Source organism: Dyadobacter frigoris, from assembly GCF_005280585.1.
Classification (GTDB): domain Bacteria; phylum Bacteroidota; class Bacteroidia; order Cytophagales; family Spirosomataceae; genus Dyadobacter; species Dyadobacter frigoris.
The window spans coordinates 79030-96466 of sequence record NZ_SZVO01000018.1 but is presented as its reverse complement, the minus strand read 5'-3'; the positions used below and the strand labels follow the sequence as shown (position 1 = coordinate 96466).

13 protein-coding genes are annotated in these 17437 nt (G+C 42.9%); 8 read left to right on the top strand and 5 right to left on the bottom strand.

The annotated features are described in order from the left end of the window. Nucleotides 1–4: 4 nt before the first annotated feature. The 5 genes from FDK13_RS28955 to FDK13_RS36260 all read left to right on the top strand — a co-directional run bounded on the left by FDK13_RS28955 (nucleotide 5) and on the right by FDK13_RS36260 (nucleotide 3855). Nucleotides 5–442, top strand: a complete 438-nt coding sequence (locus FDK13_RS28955) for a rhodanese-like domain-containing protein (protein WP_137343506.1) — start codon at nucleotides 5–7, stop codon at nucleotides 440–442. Nucleotides 443–478: 36 nt separating this feature from the next. Then, entirely contained in the window at nucleotides 479–1114 is a 636-nt protein-coding gene (locus FDK13_RS28950; protein WP_229216262.1) for a class I SAM-dependent methyltransferase, read from the top strand. A gap of 98 nt (nucleotides 1115–1212) precedes the next feature. After that, nucleotides 1213–2250, top strand: a complete 1038-nt coding sequence (gene mnmH / locus FDK13_RS28945) for a tRNA 2-selenouridine(34) synthase MnmH (RefSeq protein WP_137343505.1) — start codon at nucleotides 1213–1215, stop codon at nucleotides 2248–2250. A 2-nt stretch (nucleotides 2251–2252) separates the two neighbouring features. Next, nucleotides 2253–3293, top strand: coding sequence for a selenide, water dikinase SelD (gene selD / locus FDK13_RS28940; protein WP_137343504.1), 1041 nt, complete (start codon nucleotides 2253–2255; stop codon nucleotides 3291–3293). A 352-nt stretch (nucleotides 3294–3645) separates the two neighbouring features. After that, nucleotides 3646–3855 (top strand): GDCCVxC domain-containing (seleno)protein, encoded by a 210-nt coding sequence (locus FDK13_RS36260; protein ID WP_137343503.1) that lies wholly within the window; start codon nucleotides 3646–3648, stop codon nucleotides 3853–3855. 272 nt (nucleotides 3856–4127) lie between these two features. Here FDK13_RS36260 and FDK13_RS28930 read toward each other — a convergent pair whose 3' ends face one another. Continuing rightward, nucleotides 4128–5219, bottom strand: coding sequence for a sialidase/neuraminidase family protein (locus tag FDK13_RS28930; protein ID WP_137343502.1), 1092 nt, complete (start codon nucleotides 5217–5219; stop codon nucleotides 4128–4130). A gap of 180 nt (nucleotides 5220–5399) precedes the next feature. Between FDK13_RS28930 and FDK13_RS28925 the strand changes: the two genes are divergently transcribed. The 3 genes from FDK13_RS28925 (at nucleotide 5400) to FDK13_RS28915 (ending at nucleotide 9109) form a co-directional block, all read left to right on the top strand. Next, on the top strand, nucleotides 5400–5774 hold the full coding sequence (locus FDK13_RS28925; protein WP_137343501.1) for a hypothetical protein: 375 nt from the start codon (nucleotides 5400–5402) through the stop codon (nucleotides 5772–5774). A gap of 87 nt (nucleotides 5775–5861) precedes the next feature. Further along, nucleotides 5862–6716 carry a DUF3347 domain-containing protein gene (locus FDK13_RS28920; protein WP_137343500.1) on the top strand — a complete coding sequence of 285 codons (855 nt, stop codon included), beginning with the start codon at nucleotides 5862–5864 and terminating at the stop codon, nucleotides 6714–6716. 92 nt (nucleotides 6717–6808) lie between these two features. Then, the gene (locus tag FDK13_RS28915; protein ID WP_137343499.1) at nucleotides 6809–9109 is read left to right on the top strand and encodes a multicopper oxidase domain-containing protein; all 2301 of its coding nucleotides are present in this window, start codon (nucleotides 6809–6811) and stop codon (nucleotides 9107–9109) included. 741 nt (nucleotides 9110–9850) lie between these two features. On the opposite strand, the gene FDK13_RS28910 is transcribed toward FDK13_RS28915, so the two are convergent. The 4 genes from FDK13_RS28910 to FDK13_RS28895 all read right to left on the bottom strand — a co-directional run bounded on the left by FDK13_RS28910 (nucleotide 9851) and on the right by FDK13_RS28895 (nucleotide 17423). Next, nucleotides 9851–10546, bottom strand: coding sequence for a hypothetical protein (locus tag FDK13_RS28910; protein ID WP_137343498.1), 696 nt, complete (start codon nucleotides 10544–10546; stop codon nucleotides 9851–9853). A 401-nt stretch (nucleotides 10547–10947) separates the two neighbouring features. Continuing rightward, nucleotides 10948–12471 carry a glycoside hydrolase family 32 protein gene (locus FDK13_RS28905; protein WP_137343497.1) on the bottom strand — a complete coding sequence of 508 codons (1524 nt, stop codon included), beginning with the start codon at nucleotides 12469–12471 and terminating at the stop codon, nucleotides 10948–10950. 70 nt (nucleotides 12472–12541) lie between these two features. Then, complete coding sequence (locus FDK13_RS28900; protein ID WP_137343496.1) at nucleotides 12542–14251, bottom strand: RagB/SusD family nutrient uptake outer membrane protein; 1710 nt, start codon at nucleotides 14249–14251, stop codon at nucleotides 12542–12544. Nucleotides 14252–14264: 13 nt separating this feature from the next. Further along, nucleotides 14265–17423 (bottom strand): SusC/RagA family TonB-linked outer membrane protein, encoded by a 3159-nt coding sequence (locus tag FDK13_RS28895; RefSeq protein WP_137343495.1) that lies wholly within the window; start codon nucleotides 17421–17423, stop codon nucleotides 14265–14267. Nucleotides 17424–17437 lie beyond the last annotated feature (14 nt).

Sequence of the window (17437 nt, the reverse complement as noted above, 5' to 3'; positions counted from 1 at the left end):
CATCATGAAAAACAGGAAAACAATTTTATTTAGCGCTGCGCTTTCAGCCGTGCTGTTTGTCAGTTTCATCATTTCCAGCCAGGAACCTTGGAATCCATTTCAGCTTATGGAACCCAGGAATTTGGCTGAAATACTATCAGACCCGGGTCAGCCACAGCCTTTGATCATCAGTATCGGCCCGTCAGGTTTGATTAAAGGTGCTGTTGCAGCCAATCCCGCCAAAGAAAAAGAAAACCTTGAAAAGCTACGCGCAATGCTTGTAAAAGAGCCCAAAGACAGGAACCTGGTAATCTACTGCGGCTGTTGCCCCTTTAAAGATTGTCCCAATATCCGTCCTGCATTTACCTTACTTAACCAGATGGGATTTAAGAATCATAAGTTATTGAACCTTTCTCAAAACCTGAAAGTAAACTGGATTGATAAAGGCTACCCCATGAACTGAGCCGAAAACAGGCTTGCAGACTAAAGGACTACCAAAATGATGGATTCACAAAAAAAAGATCACTGGGATCATGTCTATCAGACAAAACGAGCGGATCAGGTTAGCTGGACGCAGCAGAAACCACAATCCCTGATTGATTTTATCGCCGATTTCAAGCTCCCGATTTCCGCTAAAATCATTGACATCGGAGGGGGTGATAGCGGACTTACCGATTTTATGCTTGAAGCAGGATTCACCGATATAACTGTTTTGGATATATCACAGCGGGCACTTGATAAGGCAAAAAACAGGCTCGGCGATAAAGCGGAGAAAATAAAATGGATTGTTTCCGACATTACAGAATTCTCTCCTACCGAATCCTATGATCTATGGTATGATCGGGCTACCTTTCATTTTCTGACCCATGACGACCAAATCAATAAGTATAAAACTATTTGTAAAAACGCCGTTAAAGGTTTCATGCTGATGGGTACTTTCTCTCAAAACGGCCCATCACAATGCAGTGGCCTTGATATTAAACAATATAGTGACACCACATTACCGCAGCTGTTTGGCTCCGATTTTCAGCGGATTAAATGTATTAGTGAAAACCATCTGACTCCCTTTAATACCACGCAGGAATTCATCTTTTGCAGCTTTAAAAAGTTAAAGCAAACTACCACCAATTTCTAAATCCTGTCTTTGATCACCCATTATATAGTTACCTTACCAGCAAAACAGGTCTTTTCAGATTCTGATAAGCAAAAAGCGATTTGGCCTTCGGCACCAGCATGATTAAAAATATAACAATCCGTGATTTTTTCAAGTTAGCTATTGTACTTGCCGATGTAAGGACACCCGCTGAATTTGCGCACGGACACATACCAGGGGCATTTAATTTACCCCTTTTCAGTAATGAAGAAAGAGTCCTTGTCGGCACAACCTACAAACAAATTGGAAGGGAACAAGCCATCCTGCTGGGTTTTGATCTGACCGGGCCTAAGTGGTCGGGTTTTATTAAGGATGCCTTATTGATGGCTCCAGATAAAAAAATAGCCGTTCACTGCTGGCGCGGTGGAATGCGCAGCGGGGCCATGGCCTGGGCACTTGATCTATACGGGTTCGAAGTCTACCTGATAGAAGGTGGTTACAAACGTTACCGGAGATGGGTGCTCGATCAGTTTGAACAGTCCTATCAGCTGGTCATTTTAGGTGGTATGACCGGTTCAGGCAAAACAAGGATCTTACAGCAACTGCAAAATCTGGATCAACAGATGATCGATCTCGAAGAGCTTGCCCAGCATCAGGGATCCAGCTTTGGCACCATGAATAAAATGGTGCAGCCTACCCAGGAGCAGTTTGAAAATAATTTGGCCTATAAATTAAAAGACCTGGATATTTCAAGCAAAATATGGCTGGAAGATGAAAGTCATAACATCGGGAAGCTTTCCATCCCCAACCCTCTTTGGAAGCAAATGACCCAGGCCATTTTAATTGATCTGATTGTTGACCTGAATCAAAGGGTTGCAAATCTGGTAAAGGAATACGGGCAACTCGATAAGGAGTTTCTGATCAGCTGTACCGAAAGAATTCACAAGCGTCTCGGGCCCGTGCAAACCAAAAATGCGATCGCAGCCATCAAAGAAAACCGAATGGAAGAGTTCATCAGGTTTGTTTTGGTCTATTATGATAAAACATATCGTACCAGTCTTTCCAAAAGACAAACTGACCATGTTCTTTTATTGGATATTGCCAGGCTGGACCCGGCCGCTAATGCCAGTCAAATTCTGAATTTTTCAAACACGATACCTCCCACTCCAGTGCAATAATTATGGATACGAAAGATATAAAACTGACGCAATACTCACACGGAGCGGGTTGCGGCTGCAAAATAAGTCCCGCCATTCTGGACAAGATATTGCATAGCTCCGTGGCGCATCAGACTGACCCTAGACTTTTGGTCGGCAATGACAAGCGTGATGATGCCGCAGTACTTGACCTTGGAAATGGAACAGCGCTTATTTCAACGACGGATTTCTTCATGCCGATCGTTGATGATGCATACGATTTTGGAAGAATTGCCTCTGCCAACGCCATTAGTGATGTGTATGCAATGGGTGGAAAACCTGTACTGGCTATCGCCATTTTGGGCTGGCCCATTGATAAACTGTCTGCGGAAGTTGCACAAAAAGTGCTCGAAGGCTCGCGGGCAGTATGCGCGCAGGCAGGTATTACCCTGGCAGGCGGTCATAGCATCGATTGTCCCGAGCCCGTTTTTGGGCTGGCCGTTAGCGGAATGGTCAATATATCTGAGCTCAAACAGAATTCCACCGCCACAGCAGGTTGCCGGTTGTATCTGACAAAAGCCCTTGGCGTAGGTATCCTTTCCACCGCTCAGAAAAAAGGGCTGCTGTTACCCGATGACGCAGCCATTGCCCTTGAAAGTATGACTACGTTAAATAAACTGGGAGAAGTATTCGGACAGATGCAGGGCGTCAGGGCGATGACCGATGTAACTGGCTTCGGCCTACTTGGTCATCTTTGCGAAATGTGCGAAGGTAGCGGACTGCGTGCAGAAATAGAATTTGACAAAATACCCGTCATTGCCAGTTTGCCGTATTATTTGAACCAAAAATGCTTCCCAGGCGGAACCCAGCGTAACTGGAACAGTTATGGTCCTAAAATTTCAGTGTTGACCGATCAGCAGAAATATATTCTTGCCGATCCGCAGACCAGCGGTGGCCTGCTCGTTGCTGTCAGTGAAGATTTCACTTTAGAATTTGAGCAAAAACTCGCGGAACTAGGCTATAATCTGATTTCTTTTGGACAGTTAAAAATTCAGGAATCCGGGCCAGTAATTGAAGTAGTATAGTGTCTCTGAAATTTCAGGCATCGGGCGTGCTATCTGGTGCAATAAACAACGGCTTATAATTGTAAGTAGGCTAACCAGACAAGGAGAAATTGTAGCAACACAAGAAAAGCAGCTCAGACCATATATTATTCGATCGTACCTGACCAGACAGAAGTCATAAACAAACTGTTTGCAGATCTTTCCAGTCAAAAAAGTTTGGTACTATGAAAAATAATAAATTCCCCGCTAATGTCGGAATTAAAGTTATGACCTTTGAGGGTTGTGAACATCATGTTAAACAGGAAGTACAAAAGTTAAAAGGCATACATCAGATCGAAGTATCTTACAAAGTTGTTGAAACAAATTAATAATTATGAATGTGATACTGGACTCTGTTATTACCTGCCCTCATTGCAGTGCGAAACATGCAGAAAAAATGCCGGTTGATGCCTGCATGTACTTTTACGAATGCACCGATTGCAAGAAACTATTGAAACCGATCCCAGGAGACTGCTGCGTGTTTTGCAGTTATGGTTCTGAAAAATGCCCGCCCATTCAAATGAACAGGTCGTGTTGCACATGAATCCAGCGGTAAATCGATTAGCTTCTATATAACAAACTAGGCTTGATTGTTCCCTGTCACCACGACGGATTTGCAAAAGTAACACGCAACGAAATTGAAATCCACCTTCGGGTAGCATCGTCAAACAATATGACCAGAACCTTTTTGGCGTCACTTGAAGTACGAGACCGGCATTTTAAAAATCGTATCGATATATTAGTCAAAGCGTGGTGAGTTCTCAGACAAACTGCACCACTCTGTTTATTTGGATTCACAAAGTTCAAAAGCAAATCCTACAACGCGACCGATTTAACAATGATGTTACCCTCTCTTTCAAACACACAAACAGCCCGTTTCTCTTTTTTGATTAAGGCCAGTTTTGGATATTGACCATTACCCAATGAAGATAATTTCGCACCATCAGCACTGCGAAATTGAATTGTGCGATCCTGCTCCCAGGCAATGGCAACACCTTCTGATGTCTGAAGTGTCACGGGCGTGCGTCCGGCGCCCAATTTAAGTTCCGGACTTCCAGGCGTGGCAACATATACATCCATTTGCCGCCGCCATACGGTGGTCACCTTTCCAGCAGCATCCACCGTCAAATCACCGCCATCCATCGGACACGCATTGATCATATAATCCCCTGTCCCCAGCTTCTGCGCCTGCCCGAAATGTTCCCCTTTATCTTTTGAAGTGATCAAATACATGTTACGGGCGCCATTGAGCTTATTTCGGAACATGACGTTTATCTTCCCATTCTGATCAAAAAAAACCGACGGCTTACAGCAATCGCAAATACCTTGCTGCTCCCCTTTATAAATTAGCCGATTTTTGCCCCAGGTTAATCCGCCATCAGCAGAAAATGCTCCATACAAATTGTTGTTTCCAAGGCGGGTATCAAGCCAGGCTGTATAAACATCATGGTTTTTGCCCGCACCTAGTCCTGATAACGCCTCCTTGGCCGTGGTATCGGCATCGTTCACTTTGATTGGAGCCGACCATTGATTGGTAGCGTTTGAAAGATTTATGGCAAACAGATCCCCATGATGATCGCCAATTGTAACAACAGTGTAATCTTTTGAACCGGCAATTTGTGGCCCCCTGCCCATCCCTAAGCCCATTTGAGCAAAATTACCCAGCATAAACGGCTTGGAATAAGACTTTCCGCCATCGCTGGATGATACATAATATAAATCTCTTTCTTTCCCGTTTTTAACCCCGTAAACGATACGGATAATACCTTGGGGGTCAATGACAATTTCAGGCTGACTTCCCACGCCCAAATTTTGCTCTGTCTCAATAGCATCAACTGGTCTGAGATCTTTTTGAAAGATCAGCATTATTGAAATAACCATGATCATTCCTATTTTAGATAGCAGCATAATTCTCAAATTTCAATTTAAAAAAAGTAAAAGCCCGACTAAGCTAAAAAGCAACAATGTTAACTTTTTACCTTCCCGGGTTGGGTAATTCCATAATTATGCAAGAGATTACCACAATTGTGTAAAAATTAAGTCAAACGAACTGCGATATTTGTATCGTTAAAAACCGTATATTTCTGTATGAAAGGTTTTGTTTTTATGATGCTGTTGATTTCGTGCTTTCTGGTTCTGCCGGTAAGTTATGGTTACTCATGCAGTAGTAAGCATACAGCTTCCAAAAAGGAAATAAAGCAGATTTCTAAGAAAAAAGCCGTTTGCAGTGCATCTGATCATCAAAAATCCGGCAGTAAAAAGAAAATGTGCGGCCACAGTTGTGATGGATCCGGATGCAGCTGCGTGCATGGGTCTTGGATATTTGCACTAAAAACACAGCATACCACCCTGATCAACAAAACTGTTTTTGTTTTTACCCAGCCTAATTCCTGGTTCTTCAAAGAATCTACTCCCAAACCGGTATACCTGTCACTTTGGATGCCTCCAAACATAAGCTGTTAAGCTGCCCGACGCCATAAGTGCGTCTTTTCGAAAGCATCTTTTGCTTTTGAATGATCAATTTATTACCAACAGTTTAAGTTTAATCAGATGAAATCAATAAAAATATTGATGGCAGTCGTGTTATTGCTATCTGCCCTTCTGTCGAAAGCAGAAATTAAAAATGTATCTACCGAAAATGTAAAAATTTCAGGATCCTGTGCTCTTTGCAAAGAAGGCATCGAAACAGCCGCATTTGATAAAAACATATCAAAAGCCAGCTGGGACAGGGATACTAAAATGGCCCTGGTCACCTACGACAATAAGAAAACTTCGATTGATGCGGTTCTTAAAAAAGTTGCGTTGGCCGGTTATGACAATGATAGCTATCTGGCCCCTGATGATGCTTACGCAAAACTTGCGGATTGCTGTAAGTATGACAGGGCTGTCAAAAAAGAAGTTATGGCAGAGAAAAAAATGCCTGAGCATCAGCATGAAGCTATGGCAAGTGCTGAAAAAACTACACCGGCCGATGCCGATCCCTTAAAGCCCGTTTTGGATGCCTATTATGCGGTTAAAGATGCATTGGTTAGTTCTGACGGAAATACGGCCTCAGCAAAGGCAACCAGTCTTGTAAAAGCAATTAAGGCGGTTAAAATGGATCAACTTGCTTCTGAGCAGCACATGGTCTGGATGAAAGTAATGAAAGATCTTGATTTTGATGCAGACCATATCGCTGAAACCAAAGAAGTGAGCCACCAGAGAGACCATTTTTCTTCACTTTCAGATAATATGTACAAACTCATAAAATCTGCAAAGCCATCTGAGCCGGTTTATTACCAGCATTGCCCAATGGCCAAAGAGGGCAAGGGTGCAAACTGGCTAAGCCAGATACCGGCTATCAAGAACCCGTACTACGGGGCGCAGATGTTAAACTGTGGCAAAACCACCGAAACCATTAAATAACAAAAGCAGGCCTTTGATGCCATGCTTTGATTCTGCCCTTACAACTGATTGTCAGGACAGAATATTCTTTATTATTTAACGCAAAACACCTTATGGATTTCAGTAAAATTCCTGGCGTAAATGCTATTTCCACCATTATTATTTTCCTTTTGTTTTCTGATACCCTATATGCACAGAAAATAGTCCGCTATGACCTGTACGTAAAAGACACGACAGTAAATTTTACAGGCAAATTAAAAAGAGCGATCGCGGTAAATGGCCAAATCCCCATGCCCACACTGACATTCACCGAAGGTGATACTGCTGAGATTTATGTACATAATGAGCTCAATGAGGAAACTTCATTGCACTGGCATGGCCTGTTCCTGCCAAACAAATATGATGGGGTTCCTAATCTGACCCAAATGCCGATCAAGCCGCATACTACTCATTTGTACCGGTTTGCCATTATTCAAAACGGGACACACTGGTACCATAGCCATACCGGATTGCAGGAGCAGATCGGCATGTATGGGTCGATGATTCTCAACAAGAAAAAAGAACCGGTTATTCCGACAGTTCCCATCGTTTTGAGTGAATGGACGGATATAAATCCTAAAAACGTACACCGGATGCTGCACAATGCCAGTGATTGGTTTGCTATCAAAAAGGGCACCACTCAAAGCTACGCGGAAGCGATTAAACAAGGCTATTTTAAAACCAAAGTAGCCAACGAGTGGAAGCGGATGACGGCCATGGATGTGAGCGATGTATACTACAACAAATTTTTAATAAACGGAAAAAACGAAAGCCAGCTTTCACTGTTCAAGCCCGGTGAGAAAGTACGTTTGAGAATTTCAAACGCAGGCGCATCCACTTACTTCTGGCTTACTTACGCCGGAGGAAAAATGACTGTGGTGGCTAGTGACGGCAATGACATTGAGCCCATAAAAGTGGACAGACTTATTATTGCCGTTTCGGAAACCTATGATGTGATTCTTACAATCCCACAGGTAAAGCCGGGAGCCAAACCCACGGCATACGAGTTTTTGGTCACTTCGGAAGACCGTACCAGGTCTGCATCCCTGTATGTGGGTGAAGGAATCAAACAGCTTGCATCGCCACTGCCTAAACTCAAATATTTTGAGGGGATGAAAATGATGAATGGCATGATGAAAATGAACGGAGATCTGGATGATATGGGCATGAACATGAGCCTGAATCAAATGGATATGAACCTGGTCATGTATCCTGAAATCACAGGCCCGCTGAAAGGTAAGAAAATTAAAGAAATGGGTATACCCGCTGAGATGGACGGCATGAAAATGGACGATAAAAAGAAGCCGATGGAAAGCGGGCATACCGACCATAATATGTATAACAGCAACGTCTTGTCATCGATAACGACGCTGAATTATGCCATGCTCAAATCAGCTGTCAATACGTCGCTTCCCAAAGATGCACCTGTAAAAGAGCTGCGGTTTGTGCTGACGGGAAACATGAACCGCTACGTGTGGAGTATCGACAATAAGGTAGTTTCCGAAAGTGATAAGATCCTGATTAAAAGAGGAGAAAATGTCCGTATGGTCATTTACAACAATTCCATGATGCGCCATCCGATGCACCTGCATGGCCATGATTTCAGGGTTTTGAACGGGCAGGGTGAAAATGCACCCTTGAAAAACATTATCGATATCATGCCCATGGAAACCGATACGCTCGAATTTGCAGCGACCGAAAGCGGAGACTGGTTTTTTCATTGTCATATTCTTTATCACATGATGAGTGGAATGGGAAGGGTTTTCTCCTACGAGAATTCACCTGCAAACCCTGAAATACCCAATCCCAAACTGGCACAGCGTAAACTTTTTGCCGACGACAGAGCGTTTCATTTCATGGCTGAAAACGATATTGCCACAAACGGAAACGACGGAGAAGCTATGCTGCAAAATACACGGTGGAGCATTGGGACCGAATGGCGTCTGGGTTATAACGAGCATCATGGATACGAGGTAGAAACGCATATTGGGCGCTACATTGGTAAAATGCAGTGGCTTATGCCCTTTATCGGATTTGACTGGCGGTATAGAAAAATGGGTATGGATGAAGTGGAGACCAATCTCTTTGGCCAGCGCAATACAAAAGACAAACGGTCCATCCTGAGTGCTGGTGTAAATTATACGCTCCCTATGCTTGTTTCCGCCCAGGCCGAGATTTTCACGGATGGAATTGTCAGGTTTCAATTGGAAAGGATGGATATACCCGTTTCTAAAAGACTAAGAATGAACCTGATGATCAACACCGATAAAGAGTACATGGCAGCAATCAAATATATTTTCACAAGGAATGCGGGCGTTACCGCGCATTATGATAGTGATATGGGATTTGGCGTAGGATTAACTTTGAATTACTGATCAATAAAGGGCATACCCCTTTTCCACATAAACCAGTTAAAAATGAAAAATCACCAAGGTCATCATCCATAAATTTAAAAATAAAAATGGCTTTTTAGGATGCGATACCAATGCTTTACAGGTCTTTATTTGATAACGGCATTGATTATAGGCTTTCTGATCTATTTTTCAATATGGATTATTCCTAAGGAGCATAACAAGTTGACCGGTCTTACAAATGATCAAGTCGAAGATCTGATAAGGTATATGGATCCAACAGACTCTTTGGCAACCCAGATACTGAAAGCGCCGGTTGTCAGACAAAAGCACCGTTTCCTTTTTACAGCTGGACCAACCATTTTCAATTATCATTACTTTTATATAATGCGAAGAAACCATATAAAGACATTAAAAATCAGCTAGTTGACATTTATTTACTTCACATAATATTTTGTTTATCGAAACTAATATCACCTTCAGATCGGACTTTGTACGGGTAATATTAGCTTGACATTGTAAATGCAGACAATTTAACCAAAGAAAAAAAAGGAAGTATTTCCGAAACAAGAGCAGCAAAAAAAAACAGGTTTTAAATTTTAAGACATTAATCTTTGTTATTGCTGTTAATCTTTATGTTTGCTTTTTAGCCAGTATGATGAAATTTAAAATGCCGGAGTGTTGCCAAGGCAAGGCTCCGGCATACGTAGCTATTACGAAAAATAGAGAACTGAGTCTGGGGATAAGAAAAGTACCTTTTTCACTTTACTTTTGTTCAAAGTGATCTACGATGATATAATCTACTTTTTTATCTTTGAAATATATACGAACTTCCTCTGTGGCAGCTTGCGATTCTGTGCGATATATAAATGTCCATGGCAGACTAGCTTTTTCAGGATCATATAAAGCGTATGTATACCGGTCTAAGAGTACAATACGCTCGAATTTTTTTGAAAATTCTGTCTGTTTGCTCAATACCAAAAGTTTGTTATAAAGTACATCGGATTGATCTCCAATTTGAACTGCTTCCTTGCTATTTACTGTTTCCGGCCATTGGCTGAGTTCCTTACGGTTATTCAGTGTTATGCTTTTCACCTTTCCGGATTCAAGTTGAAGTTGTACGCCTGAGTCAGTGTCAAATTTTTCATCAAGAACAAGCCATTCGAAAAGATGTATCCGGTTTTCTATATCTGTAATATCAGAAAAAAAATTGTTAACACCTCCCAGATAGGTAATCATATTCTTCGCACGATAATCTTCCAGTATTGTGAAAGCATCGTCAGATGAACTATTGATTGAAATACCACGGTAGTTTCCTTCTGAAATACTATCTCGTCCTAAGAACTTGATGAAAGGAATAGGCTCTGGACCAGTAATTTCTGGACCAGGATTGTCTGTGCTACACCCAACTGCCAGTAGTGACAGAAGAATACATATTACAAAAATAAAGTCTTTTTTCATACCAGATTTAGGATTGATTCTTACTGATGATGTTATTAGCTTCAAATTGGTTGTAACCAGTGGTGTTTTTTTTAGAAATACTTATAAATCATTATACACATTATGAAATAGTGCAAATTTTATTTAGTCCATTTGCATTCGGTAATGTATAACAAAACCTGAAACCGGGTCTGAAATTTTCCATAACTACCATTCTATATTAACCAATCAAACACAGAACAAGGGGGCAGCTGCCGTTTTGTAAAAAGTTCTTCGGAAAGTATAAACACAGTCCACTTCTCCCATCTCGTTCCGGAGCAGCAGCTGCACTACCCATAGGGATCTTTCTTTTCCTTTGCTTCTAGCTTAGTGTTTGTTGAAAACAGTACTTTTAAGGACCTAATGGCACTATGTGATATTCATTATTTTTTCTTGACAACCGTCCGAATAATAAGTTTTTTGAAAACAACTGAACCACCCTCGGAAAACAGCTCAATTCCTCCCTCGTGTTTGGTTGGAAAAACAACATCAGTCATCACCTGCTCGCCACCGTTTGCAAAGATTTCGACAATCGATTTATCCACAAGCAATTGCAATGTAATTTTGCCATTTTGCGGTTTTACGACAACAGATTCCACACTTGGGAAGCGGTCACTGAAACTTATATTACCAGACTTTGTTCTGTCAAAACTCAGTCTCTTTTGGGCAGCGTCATATATGAGGACACTTTCTTCACCCTCGCTTTTCAATAATTTTATACCAAACGTTTTTGCGGCTCCAATCTCTATTTCTGCCTTTAATTCGTAGGATTCACCTTTATATTTCAGTGGTAGATTTTCTTTCACTTTAATATTCGTCAGGTCAATACCCTTTTCGTCTATAAAAGACAGCTCAATGGGTGCTTGTATAAGCCGGTAGCCCGCGTCTGTTTTTTTTAGTGATAGCTCGCGCGGCACCGACATGGCGCCTTTGAATTTCTCGGTCGGTATTTTATTAGCATACTCCCAATCATTAATCCAGCCGATCATCACCGGCTTTTTAGATTGAAGATTACCAAAAGGAATTCCGGCATAAAAATCTTTTCCTTCATCGATATACAACACTTCATCCTGTTTTTGAGGTATAAAGTTTTTTCCGTCAAAGTCGCCCACGAAATATTGCATGGCCAGATAATCCTTCTGACGATGACCGCTGGAAAGCATCAGCATCCATTTTTTCTGATTCTGACCTTGAACCGGAACCTGCAACAACGAACTGCATTCCCAGATTTTAGAAACATCACCCTGCCTGCCGAATTCGCTCAAAAGTTTCCAGTCTTTCAGATTGGGCGATTCATAAAATTGGACAGTATATTCGAGTGCTTTAACGACGGACATAATCCACTTTTTACCGGGTGCATACCAAAATACAAATGGATCCCGGAAATCAGTAAGACCAATGTCGAGCACCGGGTTTTTGTCATAATGTTTCCAGCTGCGGCCCTTATCTGAGCTGTACGCAAGATTTTGATACTGGGCCAAGCCTTTCAGATTGGCATGTTTGTGAGCAGTGTAAATAGCAACCATACCATCCTTTTTCCCTTTTTCAAAAAAGCCGGAAGTATTGGCGCTGTCCACAACGGCACCACCCGAAAATATCATGGTCTGAGTGGAATCGTCAGCATTTTTGTATTCTTCTAACGCAACAGGCAGGTGCTGCCAGTGCAGCAGATCTTTGCTCACCGCATGTCCCCAGCTCATATGTCCCCAAACATTTCCAAAAGGATTATGCTGGTAGAAAATATGATATTCCCCCTCCAGATAAACCAGTCCGTTGGGATCGTTTATCCAGTTCTGCGGAGCGGTGAAATGATAAGCCGGTCGATACTGTTCTTTCGGAGAAGTTTGAGCGTAAAGTGCGCACGATGTTACCAGTGCTATGGCGGCAATCCCTATGGATTTAATCATGAGTTAGGATTTAAGATTTGTAGGTCAGATTATGACAGGACTGCGCCTGGTTCAGGTGCAGTCCCGTTTTTTAAAATCCCGGATTCTGTTTGTAAAGACCCTTTGTAAAACTGATCTCACGTTGTGGAATCGGAAGATATTCGTCTCTGCCGGCAGTGAATTTCGCTGTGGACAAAAACTGTCTTCTGGTTTTTTCCTTATCGATGTAAGCATTCAGCGTTTTTTCGGCAATTCCCCAGCGGACTAGATCAAAGAACCGTGGGCTTTCTGTGGCAAATTCCAGTCTTCTTTCCCATTGCAATGCTTTTCTTGCAAAATCCTGTGTCCAGCCCGATGCATATTCTTTGATATTGTATTTTGATGGCAAGGTTCCGTCTGTTTTTTTCAACCGTCCGGTACTTGCCGCTGCCCGTCTTCTGATCTGGTTGATCAATGGAAGTGCAAGTGCCTGCTGCCCCAGTTCAATATAAGCTTCGGCCTGCATCAGGATTACATCGTCGTAGCGGATGATATCAATGTTTTTAGATGAGCCAATAAATGGGCCTTCTTTGTGATAAGAGGAGCTGGTCGCAAGCTGCTGCTCTTTCATCGTGTGGAAAAAACCATAAACGCCTGGATCACGGATCCAGCTGTTGCTGAATGGTTTAGTCGCATCATATTTGTATGGATGGCCATCGATACCAATGGTGTGATCCACACGCGGATCGACTGTTTCCGTATTGAAATCTACATTTTTATCATTGAATGTATCAAATAAGGGCAAGCCATTAGCATCGGTTTTATAAGCATTTGCCAGATTCTGACTGGGCTGGTGAAAACCGCAGCATCCGTATTGAGGCGCTCCATGCGGATAATTCAGCCCGGTCACGTAACTCAATCTGCCAGCCGCTGTGCCATCATTGATCGAATACTGGATAGCAAAAATCGATTCCGGGCCGTTTTCAGTTTCAGCAATAAAGTTTTCTGCAAAATCCGGCTGCAAACTGTACTGCCCCGAGGCAATTACCTGCTGTGTGAGCGTAACAACTTCCTGCAATCTGGTTTTATTGATGCCTGTTACTTTGTGGGTATAATCCTGCTCGTAAGCCTGGTATAGTCTTAGTTTTGCAAGATATGAAGCTGCCGATAGTTTATTAGCTCTGCCGACCTGACTTTGTTTCTGAGGCAGATTATCAACGGCAAACTGAAAATCTTCTCCGATTTTATTCCATAATTCGTCGTTTTTATATCTGACGTTCGACTCTTTCAAAATATCCTCAGTGCCCATTGTTTCGGTGATGTAAGGGATATTTTTGAACAACATTTTCAGCATAAAATGTGAATGTCCGCGCAAAAAACGCATTTCAGCCTCACGTGTATTTTTTAAAGGAAATTCAGCTTCGGTCACAGCATTTAAACTGGTCAGTGCCGCATTGGCTCTGGAAATGGCTTTGTAAAAATTTTCCCAGGTATATGGATGCATAAAGGTCATATCCGGCCTTGTCAGATTATAATGCTCGTAAAAGTCCACCTCTGCAACATCTGAAACACCACCACCACCTTTGTAAGCATCATCCGAACGGACACTGCCATATACCCACATGCTGGTCATCGGGCCGATCATTTCATCATTTCCAATGCCTGCATAAGCGGCCGTCACCAGCGATTCAGCGGCGGATGCAGACTTAACATTGTCAGAGGAAAGCAGTCCCTGCGGCTCATAGTCAAGATAATCCTTGCAGGATGAGGTGATCATCAAACTGGCTGCCAGTACTAAGGAATATATAAGTTTATTTTTCATTGTTCGAAAGAGGTTAGAATGAAACATTTAGCCCAACAGTAAGCGTGCGGGGAATCGGAATAGCGTTGATATCGGTGCGTTCAGGATCAGGTCCAAGGAAACTTTTTGATTTGACAAGGAACAGGTTTTCAGCCATCAGATAAACCCGGATGCGTTGCAGCTTGATTTTTTCTACAAAAGCTGAATTGATCGCGTATCCCAGCTGGATATTTCTCAGCTTGAAGTAGGATGTATTAACGTTGAAGTAATCCGATGTTCGTGTTTCATTGTTGGAATCAGACAGGGAAAGCGCCGGGATTTTTGAACCCGTATTGGTCGTTGACCACGCATCAAATACACCCGGCCCCACGTTGTCACGGCCTCTTATAAAATTGTTGTAAAAAGTATAGGAATCAAACCCTTTTCTGCCGGCGATACCTGAACCAAAAACAGACAGATCAAAGTTTTTATAAAACACTTCCACTTTCAGATTGTATTCGAATGCAGGCAAGGTAGTACCAAAGAAAACGCGGTCCAGATCATCAATTCTTCCATCTCCATTGGTATCCACGTAGCGGATACGGCCAGGGCCAGCACCCACCTGTGTTGGTGCAGCATCAACCTCCTGCTGATTTTGGAAAAGGCCACTCGTTTTATAGCCGAAAAGATCAAACTGCGAATGCCCAAGGATCGTGTTGGTTACATTTCCTGCATAGGCAGCTCTAACTTCTTCGGGCAGTTCGGTGATTTTGTCGCGGAAGCGGCTAATACCGGTCATGATATTGTAGGTGAAATCCCCTTTTGGTTTGGCATAATATCCCAGCGAAAACTCAAATCCCTGATTAGATTTTGCAGCGCCGTTAACCACTTTCAACTGTCCTTCCCCAACAGCCGATGCAATAGGAGGTGTGATCAGAATATCGCTGGTTTTGCGGGTGAAATAATCGAAAGAACCCTGGATACTTCCGTCAAGAAACCCGAAATCTACACCCAGGTTTGCCTCATTAGTACTTTCCCATTTCAAATTAGGATTCGCGCCCTGGATGGAAACAATACCCGATGGAAGGTTTCCTGTATTGGCGCCATTCAGATCATAAGCCGTTCCGATGTTGTAATACTGATCAAAAAAGCTGTTGTGACCATTTGAAAACTGCGATTGTCTTGTGCCGTAACGCGTGTCATACAAACCGAAACGGGCAAGGTCTCCGATCTCCTGATTTCCAACGCGGCCAACACCGGCTCTTACTTTCAGATTACTGATCTTCCTTACATTTTTAAAGAAATTCTCCTTGTCAATTCTCCATCCAACCGAAGCTGCCGGAAAAATACCGTACGCGTTTTCACTACCAAAGCGTGAGGAACCATCGCGTCGAACCGTCACTGCAGCCAGATAGCGGTCTGAAAAACCATAGTCAACCCGGGCGAATTGTGATAATAGCCGGCTTCCCGATCCTGTTCCGGTCACGTTCGTATTACCCGTTCCGGCATTAAGTACAAAGTAATCCTGTGTTTGCACGCCAAATCCCTCTTTTCGGGCAATCTGGTTATCGAGCGTATTTTTGATCGCCTCGGTACCGATCAGAAATTTCAGGTGATGATTTCCAAGATCCAGGTTATATCTTGCCGTGTTGGACCAGGTCAGACTTAAATAGCGGTTTTCATCCAGTGTCAAACTGTTGCTGGTACGACCGAAAGAGCCTTCTTCAAAAGCCTGTTCAATATTTTTAAAACGGTAATTGGCATTATCAGCACCTAAACTTGTTTTCAGAAAGAGGTTTTTAACCGGCTGGATTTCAACAAAAACATTACCGAAAAGCGTCATGCGGTTGGTGTTATCCCATTTGTTAATATCCTGCATGTGAAGCGGGTTATTTCTATCGGAATAACCCGAACCGATCGCTCCACCCCAAGAGCCGTCTTTTGCATAAACCGGAATTGTGGGTGCAAGTGTCACGGCCAGGCCGGGTGTAAGCGCGCCGCCAATATCTGTGGAAGCCAGTGTTTCATTGGAGGTAGCCAGCTGCACATTAGCGCCGATTTTTAGTTTTCCATCAAAAGCGCTGGTTAAAGCATTGATACGGCCACTGATTTTCTCATAATCTGTAAAACGCAGCATACCTGTATTTTTGAAGTACCCAAGATTAACTTGCAGCGAAGATGTCTTGTTTCCACCTGAAATCGTCAGCTCGTTGTTGGTAACAATTCCGGTTTTGTACATTTCTTTTTGCCAATCCGTATCACCGGCAGGCATGTTCTGGTTCCCACCCACGAAAGGCTGAACCTTAACGCTGTTCAAAACCGGATTTTTAAAATCCTTGTTCCAGTCAAATGCGTAAAGAGCGCCATAACCGTCTTCGGGATTCGCGCCGTCATTAACCGATGCTTTCCACAAGGCCCTGCCCCTGTCTACCGCGTTGAGCATTTTAAACCGCGCGTATTTTTCAGACTGTGCGGAAATACTGCTGTTAAAATCAATATTGATCTTGCCATTGGAATTTGCGCCATTTTTTGTTGTCACAATAATAACCCCGTTGGAAGCCCTTGAGCCATAAATCGAAGACGAAGAAGCATCTTTCAAAACCTGGATTGATTCGATCGAATTTGGGTTTAATCCCTGGAAAACTTCGGGTCTTTTTGTTGGTACACCGTCAATAATATAAAGCGGATCGGTATTTCCCAGCGTGTTTGCTCCCCGGATCAAAATCCTTGAATTCGTACCGTTTGGTGAGCCTGTTTTTTCAATATATAGTCCGGGAACACGTCCTTGCAAAGCCTGCATGGGGTTTCCTGAACTGATATTTTTCAGCGGCGCCATATCAACGACCGCAATCGCTCCGGTTAAATCTTCTTTTTTGGAAGATGTATAACCGACCACGACCACCTCTCCCAGGTTTTTGGAATCGTATTGCAGTGTGACATCCAGTTTGGAGCTGTTGCCAGCCGGAAGCTCCTGTGCGATCATGCCCACATAGGAAAATACCAGGGTTGCAGTCGCGGAAACAGCAATAGAATATTTTCCATCAACATCTGTGATCGCACCGTTGGTCGTTCCTTTTTCAAGAATGCTCACGCCTGGCAAGGTCAACCCGTCAGAAGCTTTGACAGTACCTGTAAGGGGGCCTTTGGTTTGTGCCCAGGCGATTTGCATTGAGCACAGGATGGACAGTACCACCAATCGTAGTTGTTTTTTCATAAATTATAGAATGT

Bases quoted from the DNA above. Each gene is read 5' to 3' on its own strand.
- FDK13_RS28955 (WP_137343506.1), top strand. From the start codon at position 5: ATGAAAAACAGGAAAACAATTTTATTTAGCGCTGCGCTTTCAGCCGTG.
- FDK13_RS28950 (WP_229216262.1), top strand. From the start codon at position 479: ATGATGGATTCACAAAAAAAAGATCACTGGGATCATGTCTATCAGACA.
- mnmH (WP_137343505.1), top strand. From the start codon at position 1,213: ATGATTAAAAATATAACAATCCGTGATTTTTTCAAGTTAGCTATTGTA.
- selD (WP_137343504.1), top strand. From the start codon at position 2,253: ATGGATACGAAAGATATAAAACTGACGCAATACTCACACGGAGCGGGT.
- FDK13_RS36260 (WP_137343503.1), top strand. From the start codon at position 3,646: ATGAATGTGATACTGGACTCTGTTATTACCTGCCCTCATTGCAGTGCG.
- FDK13_RS28930 (WP_137343502.1), bottom strand. From the start codon at position 5,219: ATGCTGCTATCTAAAATAGGAATGATCATGGTTATTTCAATAATGCTG.
- FDK13_RS28925 (WP_137343501.1), top strand. From the start codon at position 5,400: ATGAAAGGTTTTGTTTTTATGATGCTGTTGATTTCGTGCTTTCTGGTT.
- FDK13_RS28920 (WP_137343500.1), top strand. From the start codon at position 5,862: ATGAAATCAATAAAAATATTGATGGCAGTCGTGTTATTGCTATCTGCC.
- FDK13_RS28915 (WP_137343499.1), top strand. From the start codon at position 6,809: ATGGATTTCAGTAAAATTCCTGGCGTAAATGCTATTTCCACCATTATT.
- FDK13_RS28910 (WP_137343498.1), bottom strand. From the start codon at position 10,546: ATGAAAAAAGACTTTATTTTTGTAATATGTATTCTTCTGTCACTACTG.
- FDK13_RS28905 (WP_137343497.1), bottom strand. From the start codon at position 12,471: ATGATTAAATCCATAGGGATTGCCGCCATAGCACTGGTAACATCGTGC.
- FDK13_RS28900 (WP_137343496.1), bottom strand. From the start codon at position 14,251: ATGAAAAATAAACTTATATATTCCTTAGTACTGGCAGCCAGTTTGATG.
- FDK13_RS28895 (WP_137343495.1), bottom strand. From the start codon at position 17,423: ATGAAAAAACAACTACGATTGGTGGTACTGTCCATCCTGTGCTCAATG.